Below are 15660 nucleotides of genomic sequence, written 5' to 3'. Positions count from 1 at the left end.
TATTTTGGTGAAAAGCTGTTTGAACGGATGGTTATTGCAGCTCTTCATCCTTACGTGCAGTGAAGCGGATACACATATTAAATAAAAGTATTAATTGGAAATAAAATAAATATTACAAATTATTAGAATTCTTTTTTTATCAATATTTTATAAGAGTAGTTAATATTTTTTTAATGAAACCTAAGTATTTGAAAGCGAGTATCTGCATGATTACTTATAATCATGGAGATTTTTTGAAAGAGGCCATTAATGCTGCATTGAACCAGAAAATCGAAGATGAATTTGAATTGCTTGTTTCGGATGATTGTTCCACTGACAATACTCCGGAATTGGTTAATTCACTTATTAAAACCCACCCTCTTGGTCATCGGATCAGGTATATCAGACACAATACCAACCTGGGTATGTCTGAAAATTTTTTTTGGACACTTAACCAATGCGAAGGAGAATTCATCGCCTACTGTGAAGGAGATGACTATTGGACCGATCCCAAAAAGCTTCAAAAACAAATTGATTACCTAAATAGCAACGAACAATATTCTTTTGCTTTTCACCGTACGACCCTATTTTATCAGGATAGTCAAATTTCAAAACCTGACCTTAACGAGAGGTTTTTTAAAGAAAATCAAAACCAAGTGGAGATTACTGGTTTTACATTGGCAAATGGCTGGCAGATAGGGATGCAGACTTTGGTATTTAGGAGAAATCTTATTTCTGATTTGGATATCAGGCCATTTAAATATTTTAGGGATGTACATTTGTTAGCCCATTTGTTAAATTCTTCTAAAGGGATCTGCCTTAATTTTTTTGGATCTGTGTACCGAATACATGAAAATGGGGTTCATTCCAAAACCCAAAAAAATGAAAGTTTAAAAATTGGCTATGGTTGTTTTGATGAATTGTATAGGCATTATAAAAAGGACTTCCTAAAGCTATCTATTTGCAATTACCTGCATGAATTGATCCAGAATCACATTATAGAGAGAAATTTTCAACAGGCCATTCATTACCTTAAAAAATTAATGAAAGTTGATTTTAGCCTAAAAGTAATGGCTTATTATTTCAAAGAAATGGTACTTCCAAAAGGGATAAAATGAAAATCGGAATATTGGTAGAATCATTTCCTAGGATTTCCGAAACTTGGTTGGTCAATCAGATCATTGATTTAATTGAAAGAGGAAATGAGGTTTTTATCTATTCTGTTTATCCTTGTAAGGATTCCATTATCCACCAACAAGTTAAGACTTATCAGCTTCTCGAAAAGACTCAGTATTTTTTTTACCCAAAAGGAAATATAGCGAAGCGAATTTTACTTGGTTTTGGATTTTTGCTTAAAAATCTGGAAAATACAGACTTTCTCAAGGTTCGGAGGAGTTTTAGTGCTATTATTTCAAAAAAAGTAGAACCTCTTTTTATTTTCAATTATAATTTTTTGAAGGGGATAGAAGATTTAGACATCCTGCATGCCCACTTTGGTGGAATGGGTGTTTTTGCTGCCAAAATGAAAAGGGCCGGTTTGTTAGAAAACTCCAAAATTGTGGTGTCTTTTCACGGCCATGATATCTTCCCTTACAAAAGAGATATTTATAAAAATGAATACAGCATTTTTAAAGATTATACAGATGCGCTATTGGTCAATTCATTATACAGCCAATCTCTTTTAAAAGATATCAATCCTGATTTTCAAGCCAAAATTTTACCGGTGGGATTGAGTCTGAATTATTTTTATCCTTCGCGCAATCCAATATCGAAATCGAAAGTCAGGTTGATATTTTTAGGGAGGCTTGTCCATCTCAAAGGAGGATTATTAATGGTTGAGGTTTTTCGCCGTCTTTTCCTTCATAATCCTGATTTGGAATTGATAATGATCGGAGATGGTGAAAAAAGGAATGAAATAGAAAATAAAGTTGTGGAATTCGGGTTAACAGATTCGGTATTTTTGAAAGGTGCACTTTCCCAGGATATAATAATCGAGGAATTTAATTCAGCATCTATTTATGTATATCCCGGATTATTCGACCCTTTTTTTAAAGCGGGTGATACCCAAGGTCTTGTTGTTCAGGAGGCACAAGCGATGGGATTGCCTGTTGTTTGTTCGGATATTGGGGGGGTTAAATATGGGATGATAGACGGGGAAACCGGTTTTCTTATCAATGAAGGGGATGTCGATGGATTTATTGATAAGATTCAAATCCTTATTGATGATCCGGATTTGAGGATAAAAATGGGAAAGAAAGGAAGGGAATTCGTCATGGAAAACTTTGATTCTAAGGTAATCGGAGATCAATTGATGGTAATTTATTCTGGGATTTTGAATGAAGACTGAATTAAAGCTTCCTTATTTTTCTGTCATAATCCCAGTTTATCGAGACACTGAGAGACTGAGGTTATGTTTGGACAAATTTTCCATAATGGAAAATTCTTGCTTCGAATTTGAAGTTGTTGTAGTTAATAATGATCCTGAAAATCCGAATTTGGGATTGGATCCAACCATTTATAATTATCATTTAAAAGAAGTATATGAACCCTGTCCAGGGTCCTATGCTGCAAGGAACAAGGGAATAAGTGAAGCAAAAGGTAAAATTTTGGGGTTTACAGACTCAGATTGTTTGCCTTCAGATGATTGGTTGCAGGTGGCATTTGATCATTTTTCAAACGAAAAAAAATATGAAACAGGGGTACTCACGGGTCCTGTTCCTTTGTTTTTCAAAGATGCCAAAGCGCTTTCGGACGCTGAGGTATATGAAAAATATACCGGATTTACTACTGAGGCTTATGCCAAAGAGGGTCATGCCATTACAGCAAACTGGTTTTCAAATGCATCTACCATACGAGAATTTGGTGGATTCAAGGCAGATTTGAAATCCAATGGTGATTCAGAATTGTCAGGCAGAATATCCAAAAAATATAAAATAATCCATTCTCCAAAACTGATTGTCCACCATCCTTCTAGGTATTATACCAAAGAGTTGGTCAGCAAATATAAAAGGTTGATTGGGGGAACCTATTCGAGGAGGTTTGTTGGGAAGAACTTGGCGTTTTTGAAACATATATTGGATTTTGGTTTCAGAAGATACAGATTTTGGCTTAATCGGAGCCGAACTGTCACGGTTGAGGAATCTTTGGCTTTGTTGAGGGTTTGTAATGCCATCAATTTTGGGGTTTTTATGGAATATTTCAGCTTGGTAAAAGGAGGGGACACCAAGCGATAGATGCAACAATCGAGAACCAAGATGCAAGAACCATTGGTATCCATCATAATCCCGGTATTTAATAAGGCGGCCTATATCCGGGAGACTTTGGATTCTGCTTTGGCACAAAGCTATCCTAATATTGAGTTGGTCTTGGTCAATGACGGGTCTATAGATGGTTCTTTGGCTATTTTGGAGGAATACAAGGCCCGTTTCCCAGATAAAATAGTCTTAGTGGATCAGGTCAATGGCGGAGTGTCCAAAGCTACTAATATTGGGATTCAAGCAAGCAAGGGGGATTATATCCAGTTTTTGGATGCGGATGATCTGCTGTCTCCTGATAAAATAGAAAATCAGCTTCGGTTATTGGAAGGGAAGTCGCCTTTTGTAATAGCCTCCTGTGAATGGGTGAATTTTAGAGATGATACTCAAAATTTTTCAAGAGTTCCTTATGGGGTTTTTGGGGATTTTGAGACAGGTTTGGACTGGTTGTTGCATTCTTGGAATAAGCAGGAAATGATGCAGCCTGGTGCTTGGTTAACGCATAGAAAGGTTATTGAAAAAGTTGGTGATTGGGATGAATCCTTGGTTATCAATCAGGATGGAGAATTTTTTTGTAGAGTTCTATTGAAATGTCAAAATATTTTATTTGAGAATAAAGCATTGGTTTATTACAGGATACCTGGAGAGAATAATGTTAGTCAACAAAAATCCTACAAAGCTTTTAAATCCCTCCTGTTTTCTTTTCTCTGTTATGAAAGGGAGATTTTTCTAATTGAGGATTCCAAGAGAGTCAGGATGGCATTGAAACGCGTGTATATGAAATTTATTTACGATATCTATCCCTTATACCCTGACCTGATCAAAAACGCCAATGATTTGATAGGTAATTTGGGTGTAGATGAAAAGACATTTATTGGAGGACCCAAATTCCAACAGATTTCGAAGGTTTTGGGATTTGAAAATGCGCTTCGGTTGAAAAGGCTTTTACAATAATTTTAGACCTTAATTCTTGTTTTCGGTAATTATCCCTTTATACAATAAAAATCAATTTATCTTGAGGTCAATTGATTCGGTTTTGAACCAATCTTTTCCTGATTTCGAGATTATTGTAGTGGATGATGGATCCACGGATGGGGGTAGTGAATTAATAGCCGCTCATTATGGTCCAAGGGTGAGGATAATATCACAGGGCAATCAAGGTGTTTCTGCGGCTAGGAATACAGGGATCAGAAATGCTTCATTCGAGTACCTTGCCTTCTTGGATGCAGATGATGTATGGCATCCGGATTTTTTGTATTGGATTCATTTTGTGGTCAAAAAATTTCCAGGAATGGGGATGATAGGAAGTTCCTATTCTAATATCGGGTTAGCCGAGAAATTTGAAAACCCCCGGATTACAGTGATTGAGGATTATTTCAGTCAGGCAGATTATAATACTTTGTTTACTTCTTCCTCTACTGTTATGCATAGCAGTTTTTTTAACAATAATGAGGGTTTTAAAACTAATTTGACAAAAGGAGAGGATGTGGATGTTTGGTTTAGGGCCTTTGATTGGTTTAAGAAAGCGTGCTATGTCCATGTACCGCTTATGTTTTACGATTTGACGGCTTCAGGCAGTATAGGTGCTTATCCAAAATTGGAAAAGACAATTTTTACAGAAATGTATAAAGATGATTATGGCATTTCAAGTCATTTCCCTTCTTGGTGGGCTTTTCGGGACAAATATTTGATCCTCAATCTTTTTCAATATTTTGAACAAGCCCATAATTTTTCAACAGGTAAAAAATTATTACAACAAAGGCTTAATTCCTATCCTTTGAGTCAGCTTCTTTATTTACTTCCTTATTCATTTTTCAGGTTTGCACTCCCGCATCCAAGGTTAAAAAAAATGATCAGAAATTACCTTAAGTTTTGTTTCAGGTATTTGTATAAGAAGTAAGATGAAAATCTTGAGGATAGTTTCTGAATTGGATTTTGGTGGTGTCGAGCAGGTAGTGGCACTTGCCGTACCTGAATTGCTCAAATCGGAAAATTTGATGGTGAAGGTAATTGTATTGGGTCATGGTGGCCGGGTATCTGAGATGCTGACACAAAATGGATATTCTGTTCTTGTGTTGAATCAAAAAACCAGGATTCCAAATTTTTCGCTTGTGCGACTACTTAAGAAGATAATTGACCAAGAAGGGCCTGATGTGGTGCATTGTCAAGGAGGGGAAGCCAATTTCCATGGTTTGTGGGCGGCAAAAATGGCAGGTGTAAAAACCAAAATAGGGGAAGAGATTGGATTGCCCAACCACCATACTTATTGGAAGTGGATATTTAAATGGGTCTATCTTAAAGCAGATCATGTCATTGCTATTTCGGAGGCTGTAAAAAATACAATTTTGGAACTGGGCGAAGTGGAAGCGAAAAAGGTTAGGGTGATTTACAATCCGGTTGGGTGGGGTATTGAGGGAAAGGGAAATGAGGGAATGGAGAAGGAGGTATATGAAAAGGGTCGTAAAGGAACAAATGGGGGGAGCGGGAATAGTGAGGTCATAGAGATTCTTCGCTTTGCTCAGAATGACGGAGTGAAGGTACAGAATGTCGGAGTGAAGGTACAGAATGACGGAGTGAAGGTAAAGAATGACGAAGTGATGCCACAGATTGGCGAGGAGGAATCTTTTGTTTTTGTAACAACCTGTAGGCTGGTACCCATCAAAAATCTGGATAGGTTACTGTATTGTTTTTCAGATTTGATTAAAGCCAACCCGACAAAGGCACTGTCCTTGTGGCTTATTGGTGACGGTAGTGAAAGGGAAAAGCTGATGGAATTGTCCCATCAACTCTCTCTGACAAAACATGTCCGAATTTTGGGGTATCGAGAAAACGTAAAAGAATTCCTTCTAGGCGCTGATGTTTTTATATTGCCTTCCCTGAGCGAAGGTTCTTCGGTGTCCCTTGCAGAAGCAATGATGGCTGGGTTGCCGTCAATTGTCACCGAAGTCGGTGGGGCAAAGGAGATTTTGGGAAACAGCCGGTCAGGCATTCTTATAAATCCCCTTAGCAAAGATTCGACAATAGCTGCCATGCATACAATTATTACACTGTCGGATGAGGAAAGGAAGGAAATGGGAAAAAGGGCTAAAACAGAATCCAATAGGTTTTCTGTAAGAAGCTATGTAGTAAACTTATTGGAGGTTTACGGGGGATGAAACTGGCAGAAAAGGAAAAAATCCGAATTCTACACTGTATTGAAACCATTTCCTCCGGAGGTGTTGAACAGACATTACTGACCTTGATAAAAGGCTTAAATAAAGAAAAATATGAGCATCAAATTATTTGTACATGGGCAGGAGGATTTGTTGAACAAGAATTAGAAAAAGAAGGAGTCAAAATTATACAATTAGGAGCATTCAGGCGGGCAATAGAAATTAGAAAATTGGTGAAAGTAATCCAAGCTGTTAAGGCTTATAATCCACATATTATTCATGGGGGAGTCTTTGAAGGGATGACAATGGCCACTTTTGGGGGGATATTTGGGAGGGTGCCTGTAGTTATATTGGAAGAAACCTCCGATCCTCAAAACAGGTCCAAAAAAGCAAATTACTTATTGAAGCTATATTCCCTGTTTGCTGATATGGTTCAGGCGATATCTGCTGAAGTGGGGGAATACCTTATCAAAGTTACAAAAGTTAAAAAAAATAAAGTGATTGTTATTCCTAATGGAGTTGACCAACCAAAAATTTCAAATCGTAAAGAAGTTCAATTATTCAAGGAGAAATATGGTATAAGACCTGAGGAAATAGTAATTGGTTTTGTGGGAAGGCTATTTAATGACCATAAGCGAGTTACAGACTTGATTGAGGCGGTTTCAGTCTTAAGTCTTCAAAATTTAAAGTTACTTATTGTAGGTGACGGGAAGGACCTTGGACAAATTGTAGAAAAGGTCAAAGAATTGGAACTTGAAAAAATTGTAATATTTACAGGTTACCAACCCGACACCAACAGTTTTTATGAAATGATGGATATCTTGTGTATTCCCTCATCTAGGGAAGGGTTTGGATTAGTTGCTGTCGAAGGAATGCTTCACAAATTGCCAATAGTAGCAACTAAAGTTGGAGGTTTGCAAAAAGTAGTGAAGGACAAAGAGACAGGTTTTGTCGTCCCTTCATTTTCTCCGGAATCAATAAGCAACAAATTAAGCGTTTTAATTGCCGACAAAGAGTTAAGAATCAAAATGGGAGAGGCAGGTTTTACAAGGGCCAAAGAAAATTACAGTTCTGAAAGGTATTGTTTGGAAATCGAAAAACTATACCTTGGTACATTAGAGAAAAAAGGCAAATTTTATTCTTGAACATTTGTTAGACATTATTTTCATATTAGCAGGGATCCTTGCACTGGTTAATACCAATTCATCCATAGCAAAACGGTTTGGATTGCCCTATAAATATGAAATACACTTACATTACTTACTTTTTTATCATGTGTTTTTTAGCATTTTTTTCACTTGGTACATTTTAAACTTTGGTGGCGACAGCCAAGGTTATTGGAGATTTGGCATGGAACAGGTTATGCTCAAAGGAGATATTTCTTGGTTTTCATATTTTGGAGATGGAACCACATTTATTCTTTGGTTATGCTATATCCCAAGCCAATTGATGGGCTTGTCTTACATAACAGGTAATATCTTATTTGGATTTCTTGGTTTTATAGGGATCCGGTACATATTTGTGATGGTGGCGGATTTATTTCCGGCCAACCACTCTGTCCTGAATATTCCTCTGTTTCCTACAGTATTTTATTTTCTCAACCTCCATTTTTGGTCCGCAGGTGTGGGAAAGGATACGATATGTTTTTGGGGCATTGCCTGGTTTCTATTTGCTCTACAGAAATATAAAAGCCGGTGGTGGCAGGCTATTATAGCTTTGTTTTTTGTATATATGGCTCGGCCTCATATCGGATTTGCATTATTGGCAGGTTCTGGCATTGCTATTTTGTTGGGCTCTGAAATTAAACCGACTATTAAGGTTTTATTGAGTTCTGCTGTACTTGCAGGGGTGATTTATTTAAGTTCTGGAACTTTGGAAGCATTAAGAATTGAAGAATTTTCTTTTGAGTCTTTGGAGGATTTGGCAGGGAAAAAAGTCGGGAATTTAAATACATCCAATGTTGGTTCTGGAGTGGATCTTGCATCATATTCCTGGCCCATGAAGTTGTTTACATACATGTTCCGGCCATTGTTTTTTGATGCACATAATTTTGTGTCCTTCTTCAGCAGTTTTGAGAATCTCCTTTATCTATGGTTGAGCTTTTTTATTTACCGGAACTGGACACCTGAGGCGATAAGGGATATGCCTTTGTTTATCAAGGCAGGGATGATCACTTTTATTCCTGTGACTTTGGCCTTTATGAATTCCCTTTCCAATCTGGGAATTGTCATGCGGATGAAGAACATGACGATGATTTATTTTTTGTTGTTTTGTTTCTTTTTGATCGCATATAACAAGCATTTGCGTTATCTGCGGGTTCAGGAAAAGATCAGGTATTATCAAAAGCGGGAGGAGATTATCAGGAAGAAGGCGGATACTGCGACCCCACCCCCTGTGTCCCCCTAGAGGGGGAGATTGCTGACGCGCTGTTCCTTCTACCCCCTTTGTCCCCCTGAAGGGGGAGTTAGAGGTAATGAATATGGATATTGGGAAAGTATGGGGAATGAATCCGTTAAGTTTCGGATGTGCCATATTGGTTTGAATTCTCCCTCCCAATTTGGGGAGGGTCGGGGTGGGGATGTTATCCCCCTGAAGGGTGAGGTTTGATCTGGGAGGTCTTGTTCAGGATCTTGAATGACACGGCATCCATATCTGCACACAGCTCCTCGTTTGAAATTCTCATCACTTCAATTCCAAGTTGGTGGAGTTCGAAGGTTCTTCCTAGGTCGTATTCTGCTCGTTCAGGATTGAGGTGAATTCCTCCGTCGAGTTCAATACTCAGTCGGAGTTCGTGGCAATAAAAGTCAGCGATAAATTTAAAAACCGGATGTTGTCGTCTGAATTTGTATCCTTCAAATTGTTTTTTTCTTAGTAATGTCCAAAGGTTGTTTTCTGAAGGGGTTGTATTTTTTCTTAATTCCCTTGCCCTTCTGAAAATTTCAGGGCTTGCTCCATAAAACAGGTTTTCTTAGTAGGACATAGGGTAAATTTACAAAACCCTATAACTTCATCTTAAAAATAAACGTTATAAAAATCGTTTAAACTTCCTGTAATAAGTATTTTATCTTGAATAAATAAGTGTCAAAAAAAATCCTTTTTCTTCCCAAATACCCTAGGATGGGTGCGAGTAGCCGGTTACGGACATTTCAGTTTTTGCCTTTATGGCAAAAAGCCGGGCATGGGTTGAGGATTGCACCGTTTTTTAATGAGGAGTATCTTAAAGAAAAGTATATCGGAAAGGGGGTCGACAAGGTCAATGTTTTGGCTTGTTACTTAAAGCGGTTTTGGGTGTTGTTGGGGGCTTGGCGGTATGATGTCGTCTGGGTTGAAAAAGAACTTTTTCCTTTTGTGCCTGCATGGGCGGAATGGGTATTGTCAGCATTGGGCAAGGGCTATGTAGTGGATTACGATGATGCGGTTTTTCATCGGTATGGTATGGCTAGGAGGCCCTTGGTCAGGAATATTTTGGGTAACAAGATTGATAAGGTCATGCGCTATTCCCATACTGTCTGGGCGGGTAACTCTTATTTGGCATCAAGGGCAGAGGCCGTCGGAGCCAAGAAAATAGTTTTTTTGCCGACAGTCATTGACCCAAGAAGGTATGAGAAGAAGGTGGAAGAGGAAAAGGAAAAGGAGCGGGTTATGATAGGATGGATTGGTTCGCCGACTACCATCAAATACCTGAAAACAATCCGGCCTGTTTTGGAAAAAATCTGCAAGGAGTACCCTGCAGGTTTGGTGGTGGTGGGAGGGGCTGGAGGATTTGGGTTTGATGGACCTTTGGAAATGGTACAATGGACAGAGGAGGGAGAGGCAGCTGCGATCCGACAAATGGATATTGGTGTGATGCCTTTGCCTGATGATGCCTGGGAAAAGGGGAAGTGTGCCTACAAGCTGATCCAATATATGGCTTGTGGTTTGCCGGTAGTGGCTTCGCCTGTGGGTATGAATGTGGATGTGGTGACAAGTGGTGAAAATGGATTTTTGGCTGAGACTCATGAAGCGTGGTACAACTATCTGAAAATGTTGGTTTTGGATGCGGGATTGAGGAAAAGTATGGGAGATAGGGGCTATGAACTCGTAATGGAAAAATACACCCTCGAAAGAAATTTTGAGGTGATGGTTAGGGAATTAAGAATGCTGGATTAATCATGAAGAATTAAAGAGAAACGAGATACGAGAAGCGAGATGCGAGAAGGGTGAGAGCAGTCAATCGGGGGTATACTGGTAATTTGAAAAAAATAAGAATGCTGAATTATTGTACTAAGTAAGGAGTACCAATTACTAAGAAACAAGAGTCGAGAGGCGAGAGCCGAGAAACGAGAATAAGTCGGTAGCCTTAGTTTTCAGTCAACAGCTCCGACAACAATTAGTACTAAGTATTATGTGCCAAGAAACAAGAGGCGAGAGGCGAGAGCCGAGAAACGAGAACAAGTCGGCAGTCTCAGTTTTCAGTCAACAGCTCCGAAAACAATTAGTACTAAGAATTATGTACCAAGAAACAAGAAACAAGAGGCGAGAGGCGAGAGCCGAGAAACGAGAATAAGTCGGCAGTCTCAGTTTTCAGTCAACAGCTCCGAAAACAATTAGTACTAAGTATTATGTGCCAAGAAACAAGAAACAAGAGGCGAGAGCCGAGAAACGAGAATAAGTCGGCAGTCTCAGTTTTCAGTCAACAGATCCGACAACAATTAATACTAAGTATTATGTGCCAAGAAACAAGAGGCGAGAGCCGAGAAACGAGAACAAGTCGGCAGTCTCAGATTTCAGTCAACAGCTCCGAAAACAATTAATACTAAGTATTATGTACCAAGTACCAAGCCGATAACTTGACAACCCGACAACCTGACAACGCGCAGCAGACAACCTGACAACGCGTAGCAGACAACCTGATAATAATTACACCTGTCCGCCGTGGCGGAACCACTTGAAAGAGACCCTTCGTTCCTCAGGGTGACGGCGATAATCAAATAACCCAATTACCAATTAAACTCACATTGTCCAAATCAAAAAACCTTCTTTTTGTAACCTGGGATTCGGAAAGTACGAATTACCTGGAATCTCTGTTTTTTCCGATATTTAAGGGTTTACAGGAAAAAGGGGGATTTAGGGTTCATGTGATGCAGTTTTCCTGGGCAAGTCCCCAAGAAGTCAAACGCCTCTCCCATCTGGCAGACTCTTTGGATATCGCTTATGTCCAATATCCCATTCACCGCAAACCAATGGCGGCAATCGGCGCGATATGGTCGGTGTATCAGGGTGTTTTTTACCTCAAAAAATACATCAAAGCACATCAGATCCGGGTGCTTATGCCGAGGTCCACGATGCCGGCGATGATGGTCAACAGGCTTTACTCATGGCTTTCCAATCAGTCAGTAAAGGTGGTTTTTGATGCGGACGGCTTTCCTTTGGAGGAGCGGGTAAATTATGCAGGCTTAGATCCCAAGGGAAGGCAATACCTCTTATTGAAAAAGGAGGAAGGTAAGATTTTGAAAAGGGCAGACAAGGTGCTGACGAGAACCCAAAAAGCCACAGATATTCATGTGGCAAATATTGGGAGACAGCATCAAGGTAAATTTTTTAAAGTGAGCAATGGGCGTGATGCCGACTTTTTCAAGCCTGATTCTGAAAGCAGGTCGAGGATTCGGCGGGAAATTGGTTTGTCAGATAATGAACTGCTTTGGGTTTACACCGGGTCGATTGGACCGCAGTACATGGTGGAGGAGATGTTGGAATGCTTTGGTAGGCATCACATTGATAATCCCGGTTCCAAGTTTTTGATTTTGACCCGAGACACCGGGTATTTAGCCGGAAAGATTCCCATGGAAATGGAGAAATCGGTGATTGTCCAAAGTGGCTCTTATTCAGAAATTCCGCTTTTTCTTTCTGCGGCTGATGTGGGCTTAAGTTTGAGAAAAGCGGCTTCAAGCCTAGTGGGGATTGCGCCTATCAAGTTAGGGGAGTATCTGTTGTGTGGGTTGCCTGTTATTGCCTCTTCCGGAGTGGGTGATACGGAGCAAATGCTGAAGGATAAGGATTTTTGTTTTCTTGTAAGTTCGGTTGGGGATGGACTGTTTACCCCGCGATTGCAAGGATGGATTGGGGGTTTGGCAAAGTTGGATAGGGCAAAAATCAGGGATTTTGGATTGGAGCATTTCAGTCTTGAGCAGAGTGTGGGGAGTTATTTGGGGATGTTGGATTTTGAATGAAGAATGAAGAATTATGAATGATGAATGATGAATGAGGAATGAGGAATGGAGAATGAGGAATTGAGAATTATGAATGATGAATGAGGAATGGAGAATGGAGAATGAGGAATAATGGGAATTGAGGTGATGGGGGTAGAGGTAGTATTGATTTTTGGGTTACTGGTTTTGTTGCTTTGGTCTAATCGGAGACGGGGTAAGCAGATGGGTTTATCGAAAATTCAAACTTCAATGCTTCAGGTTTTGTGTGTTTATCATTTTTTGTTTGCCATTGTTTTTCACCATTACCTTCTAAAAAATGGGGGCGATGCCATCCGTTATTGGGATTTGACGGCTGACCTTTCCCAAAAAGCGTCCACATGGGGGGAATATTGGGGTAGGGGAACTTTCTTTTTGCAATGGTTTAACTTCCTGCCTTCAAAAGTATTTGGTTTGGGATTTTTGTTTGGCAATGTCTTATATGCTTTTATTTCCTTTTTTGGGATACGGGAGATTTACCTAGTAGCGGTGAAGTATTGGCCGGTGTCTTCTCCCAAATGGATTGAAATGGGTTGGTTGGGCTTGTTTTTCCTTCCCAACCTGCATTTTTGGTCTGCCGGGGTGGGGAAGGAAGCCTTTTTGATTTTGGGCTTGGGTGTGGCAATCAGGGGTTTTTCCGATTGGCCAAGACATTGGATTTTGGTTATTATCGGGACGCTGCTTTCCTTTTGGGTTCGTCCGGTTGCCGGCTTGGCTTTGGGTCTTGTAGTTTGGGCAGCTATATTGTTACACAAAGAGATTTCGGTACCATATAAGGCTGGTTTGAGTCTATTGGTTTTGGTAGCGGGTATTGTTGCTGTCCAAAGGATCTATGTAGCCATGCATTTGGAGGAGTATTCTTTTTCTGCTTTGAGGGCATTCAGCGCGGGGCAGATGTCATTTTTGAGGGAATTTGGAGCAGGTTCTGAAGTTGATATGGAGGGTTATTCCTGGGGAGAAAAACTTTGGACAGTATTTTTCAGGCCATTTTGGACAGACATCAGGGACTTTTGGGATGTAGCTTCGGTAATGGAAAATAGCTTTGCTTTATTGTTGTTTATTGGTTTTGTGATTGGTACGGTTTACTCTTGGTTTACAAAAAAAGTCAATTCAGTACCATATGTTTTTTATTTGGGTATTGCCTTGACAATTTTGATGGGCATAGTGTTTACCCTGACTTTGAATAACCTTGGCATCATGATGCGGATGAAGAGTACCTACATGTTACTCTGTTATTTGGGGGCTTGGAGGGTATTTTATTCCGTAAATAAATCATATAATTGTATTCGTTGAAGTTTTTGATTGAACCTATAAAATTTTATTTCGTTTGGGAAGGCCGATTTTTACAATTTCTTTAGACTTTGAGCTTCACTGGGGGAGGTTTGACAAATATCCTGTTGACAAATTCCTTTCCTATTATTCTGAAACCAAAAAAGCTATTCCCAAGATGCTTGCGCTCTTTGGGGATTATGATGTGCATGCGACTTGGGCGGCAGTGGGAGGATTGATGGCGGATAACCTTGAGGAATGGAAAGCCTATTCTCCGAGCATATTGCCTGCCTATGAGCATCAGGATTTTTCAGCATACCATTGGGTAGAAAGGCAGCAGCAGCTGTTTCCTGAAACCCTTTTTGCACCGGAATTGGTCAGGGAAATACTTCAAGCCAAAGGTCAGGAATTTGGGTGTCATACTTATGCCCATTATTATACCTGTGAAAAGGGACAGGATATGGAACAATTCAGGGCTGATTTGAAAGCCTGTCAGAAGTTGGCTGCAGAGAAGTTTAAGGTAAATTTGGAAACATTGGTATTTCCAAGGAACCAATATGACAATCATGCGATTGCAGTTGCGGCAGAAGAAGGGTTTGTCACCTTGCGTTCTAATCCTAGGGATTGGTTTTGGCGGCATACGGAGAAAAGGAGTATTGTTAAAAAGCTGTTCCGGACGGGAGATACATTGGTCCGGTTGGGAAAGGATAGTTTTTATCCTTTGCCTGTATCTTCCATTGATGAGGGGCCTGTTTTGCTTCCTACCTCAAGATTGCTTCGTCCATATGTAGGGAATAGAATCACGCATCATCGTCGGTTGGCGAGGATCAAATCCGAAATGAGGCAGGCTGCAGAAAAGGGTGAAGTGTACCATCTTTGGTGGCATCCGCATAATTTTGGATATTTCACGGAGGATAACCTGCAATACCTTAAGGAATTGCTGGGGTACTTTACACAGCTTAGGGGAGATTATGGTATGGAATCTTTGAATATGAAGGAAACCGCAGGTTTGGTCAGGAAAAAAGCACTGTGAGTGGGATTATGGGCTTGTTTTTGGGGTGATATTTTAAATTTTTACTTTAATTAATCAAAATTCAGATATTTTTTTGGGCTATAGGAGGTGAAAATACCGATTTTAGATGTGATAGCTGTAAAGAGAAGAATTCAAGAAGTTAGATAATTGCATAATGGATTTTTCAAGAAAGATTCATTTAATGGTTTTTATAGTTAAAAAAAATATAAAAATATTTATATTTATATATTTAGGAGTTTAAAATAAAGTAAATAATTAATGGAATTGAAAAAAAAATACCCTGATCAGGGTATTTTTTTTTGCCAAGTCTTTTTATACTTTTGACATGGGTGATTAAGCGACTTTTCGCATTGATTTTTAATCGAAAGATTTCTAAACTAGGTAGGGATTGTCTAAAGAAAATTTTTTAACCCTACTCTTTTTTTACAGCAATGGGCGCGAAGGATTTGCAAAGGACGCAAAGAAGTTTTTTCTTTTTACCACAGAGAACAGATAGAACGCATAGTTTTTTCTTTTTACCACATAGAACAGGAAGAACACATAGTTTTTTTTTGGGGTTTTGCGGGAGAAAAAGATTCAGGTTTTATCCGCTTCGGGAGAAGCAGGTTAGCGGGAAGTTTTTTCTTTTTACCACATAGAACAGATAGAACACATAGTTTTTGTTATTTGTTGGTATCCATCCGATAAACCCCATATTTCCTGGCCGGTGATTACTTCGTAAAGTTGCATTATGAAAAAGATCAGCAACG

Annotated in this window: 13 protein-coding genes; 12 read left to right on the top strand and 1 reads right to left on the bottom strand. The window is 39.4% G+C overall.

All coding sequences use genetic code 11. The features are described 5' to 3' along the window. Positions 1-206: 206 nt before the first annotated feature. The 8 genes from MMU07_RS21165 (at position 207) to MMU07_RS21130 (ending at position 8791) form a co-directional block, all read left to right on the top strand. A complete protein-coding gene (locus MMU07_RS21165) occupies positions 207-1097 on the top strand; it encodes a glycosyltransferase (protein ID WP_241128606.1) in 891 nt (296 codons plus the stop codon). Further along, entirely contained in the window at positions 1094-2326 is a 1233-nt protein-coding gene (locus tag MMU07_RS21160; protein ID WP_241128605.1) for a glycosyltransferase family 4 protein, read from the top strand. Before MMU07_RS21165 ends, MMU07_RS21160 begins: the two co-directional genes overlap by 4 nt. Further along, positions 2316-3212, top strand: a complete 897-nt coding sequence (locus MMU07_RS21155) for a glycosyltransferase family 2 protein (RefSeq protein WP_241128604.1) — start codon at positions 2316-2318, stop codon at positions 3210-3212. Before MMU07_RS21160 ends, MMU07_RS21155 begins: the two co-directional genes overlap by 11 nt. A 21-nt stretch (positions 3213-3233) precedes the next feature. Then, positions 3234-4187 (top strand): glycosyltransferase family 2 protein, encoded by a 954-nt coding sequence (locus MMU07_RS21150; RefSeq protein ID WP_241128603.1) that lies wholly within the window; start codon positions 3234-3236, stop codon positions 4185-4187. A 16-nt stretch (positions 4188-4203) separates the two neighbouring features. After that, the gene (locus tag MMU07_RS21145; protein WP_255737819.1) at positions 4204-5133 is read left to right on the top strand and encodes a glycosyltransferase family 2 protein; all 930 of its coding nucleotides are present in this window, start codon (positions 4204-4206) and stop codon (positions 5131-5133) included. Between the two features lie 10 nt (positions 5134-5143). Next, positions 5144-6388 carry a glycosyltransferase gene (locus tag MMU07_RS21140; protein ID WP_418884527.1) on the top strand — a complete coding sequence of 415 codons (1245 nt, stop codon included), beginning with the start codon at positions 5144-5146 and terminating at the stop codon, positions 6386-6388. Continuing rightward, a complete protein-coding gene (locus MMU07_RS21135; RefSeq protein ID WP_241128600.1) occupies positions 6385-7530 on the top strand; it encodes a glycosyltransferase family 4 protein in 1146 nt (381 codons plus the stop codon). The genes MMU07_RS21140 and MMU07_RS21135 overlap by 4 nt, the downstream gene beginning before the upstream one ends. A gap of 82 nt (positions 7531-7612) precedes the next feature. Then, complete coding sequence (locus tag MMU07_RS21130) at positions 7613-8791, top strand: hypothetical protein (protein ID WP_241128599.1); 1179 nt, start codon at positions 7613-7615, stop codon at positions 8789-8791. A gap of 175 nt (positions 8792-8966) precedes the next feature. Here the strand turns inward: MMU07_RS21130 and MMU07_RS21125 are convergent, their stop codons facing one another. After that, positions 8967-9323, bottom strand: coding sequence for an endonuclease domain-containing protein (locus tag MMU07_RS21125; protein WP_241128607.1), 357 nt, complete (start codon positions 9321-9323; stop codon positions 8967-8969). A gap of 140 nt (positions 9324-9463) precedes the next feature. Between MMU07_RS21125 and MMU07_RS21120 the strand changes: the two genes are divergently transcribed. The 4 genes from MMU07_RS21120 (at position 9464) to MMU07_RS21105 (ending at position 14911) form a co-directional block, all read left to right on the top strand. Further along, positions 9464-10534, top strand: a complete 1071-nt coding sequence (locus MMU07_RS21120; protein ID WP_241128598.1) for a glycosyltransferase family 4 protein — start codon at positions 9464-9466, stop codon at positions 10532-10534. 848 nt (positions 10535-11382) lie between these two features. Next, entirely contained in the window at positions 11383-12594 is a 1212-nt protein-coding gene (locus MMU07_RS21115) for a glycosyltransferase family protein (protein WP_241128597.1), read from the top strand. A 228-nt stretch (positions 12595-12822) separates the two neighbouring features. Then, a complete protein-coding gene (locus MMU07_RS21110) occupies positions 12823-13902 on the top strand; it encodes a hypothetical protein (protein WP_241128596.1) in 1080 nt (359 codons plus the stop codon). Between the two features lie 34 nt (positions 13903-13936). Beyond that, on the top strand, positions 13937-14911 hold the full coding sequence (locus MMU07_RS21105; RefSeq protein ID WP_241128595.1) for a polysaccharide deacetylase family protein: 975 nt from the start codon (positions 13937-13939) through the stop codon (positions 14909-14911). Positions 14912-15660: the final 749 nt, after the last annotated feature.

The sequence above is a fragment of the Cognataquiflexum nitidum genome (genome assembly GCF_022538055.1).
GTDB classification, from domain to species: Bacteria; Bacteroidota; Bacteroidia; order Cytophagales; family Cyclobacteriaceae; genus Cognataquiflexum; species Cognataquiflexum nitidum.
The sequence above is the reverse complement of the archived record's forward strand: the minus strand, read 5'-3'. Positions and strand labels throughout refer to the sequence as shown.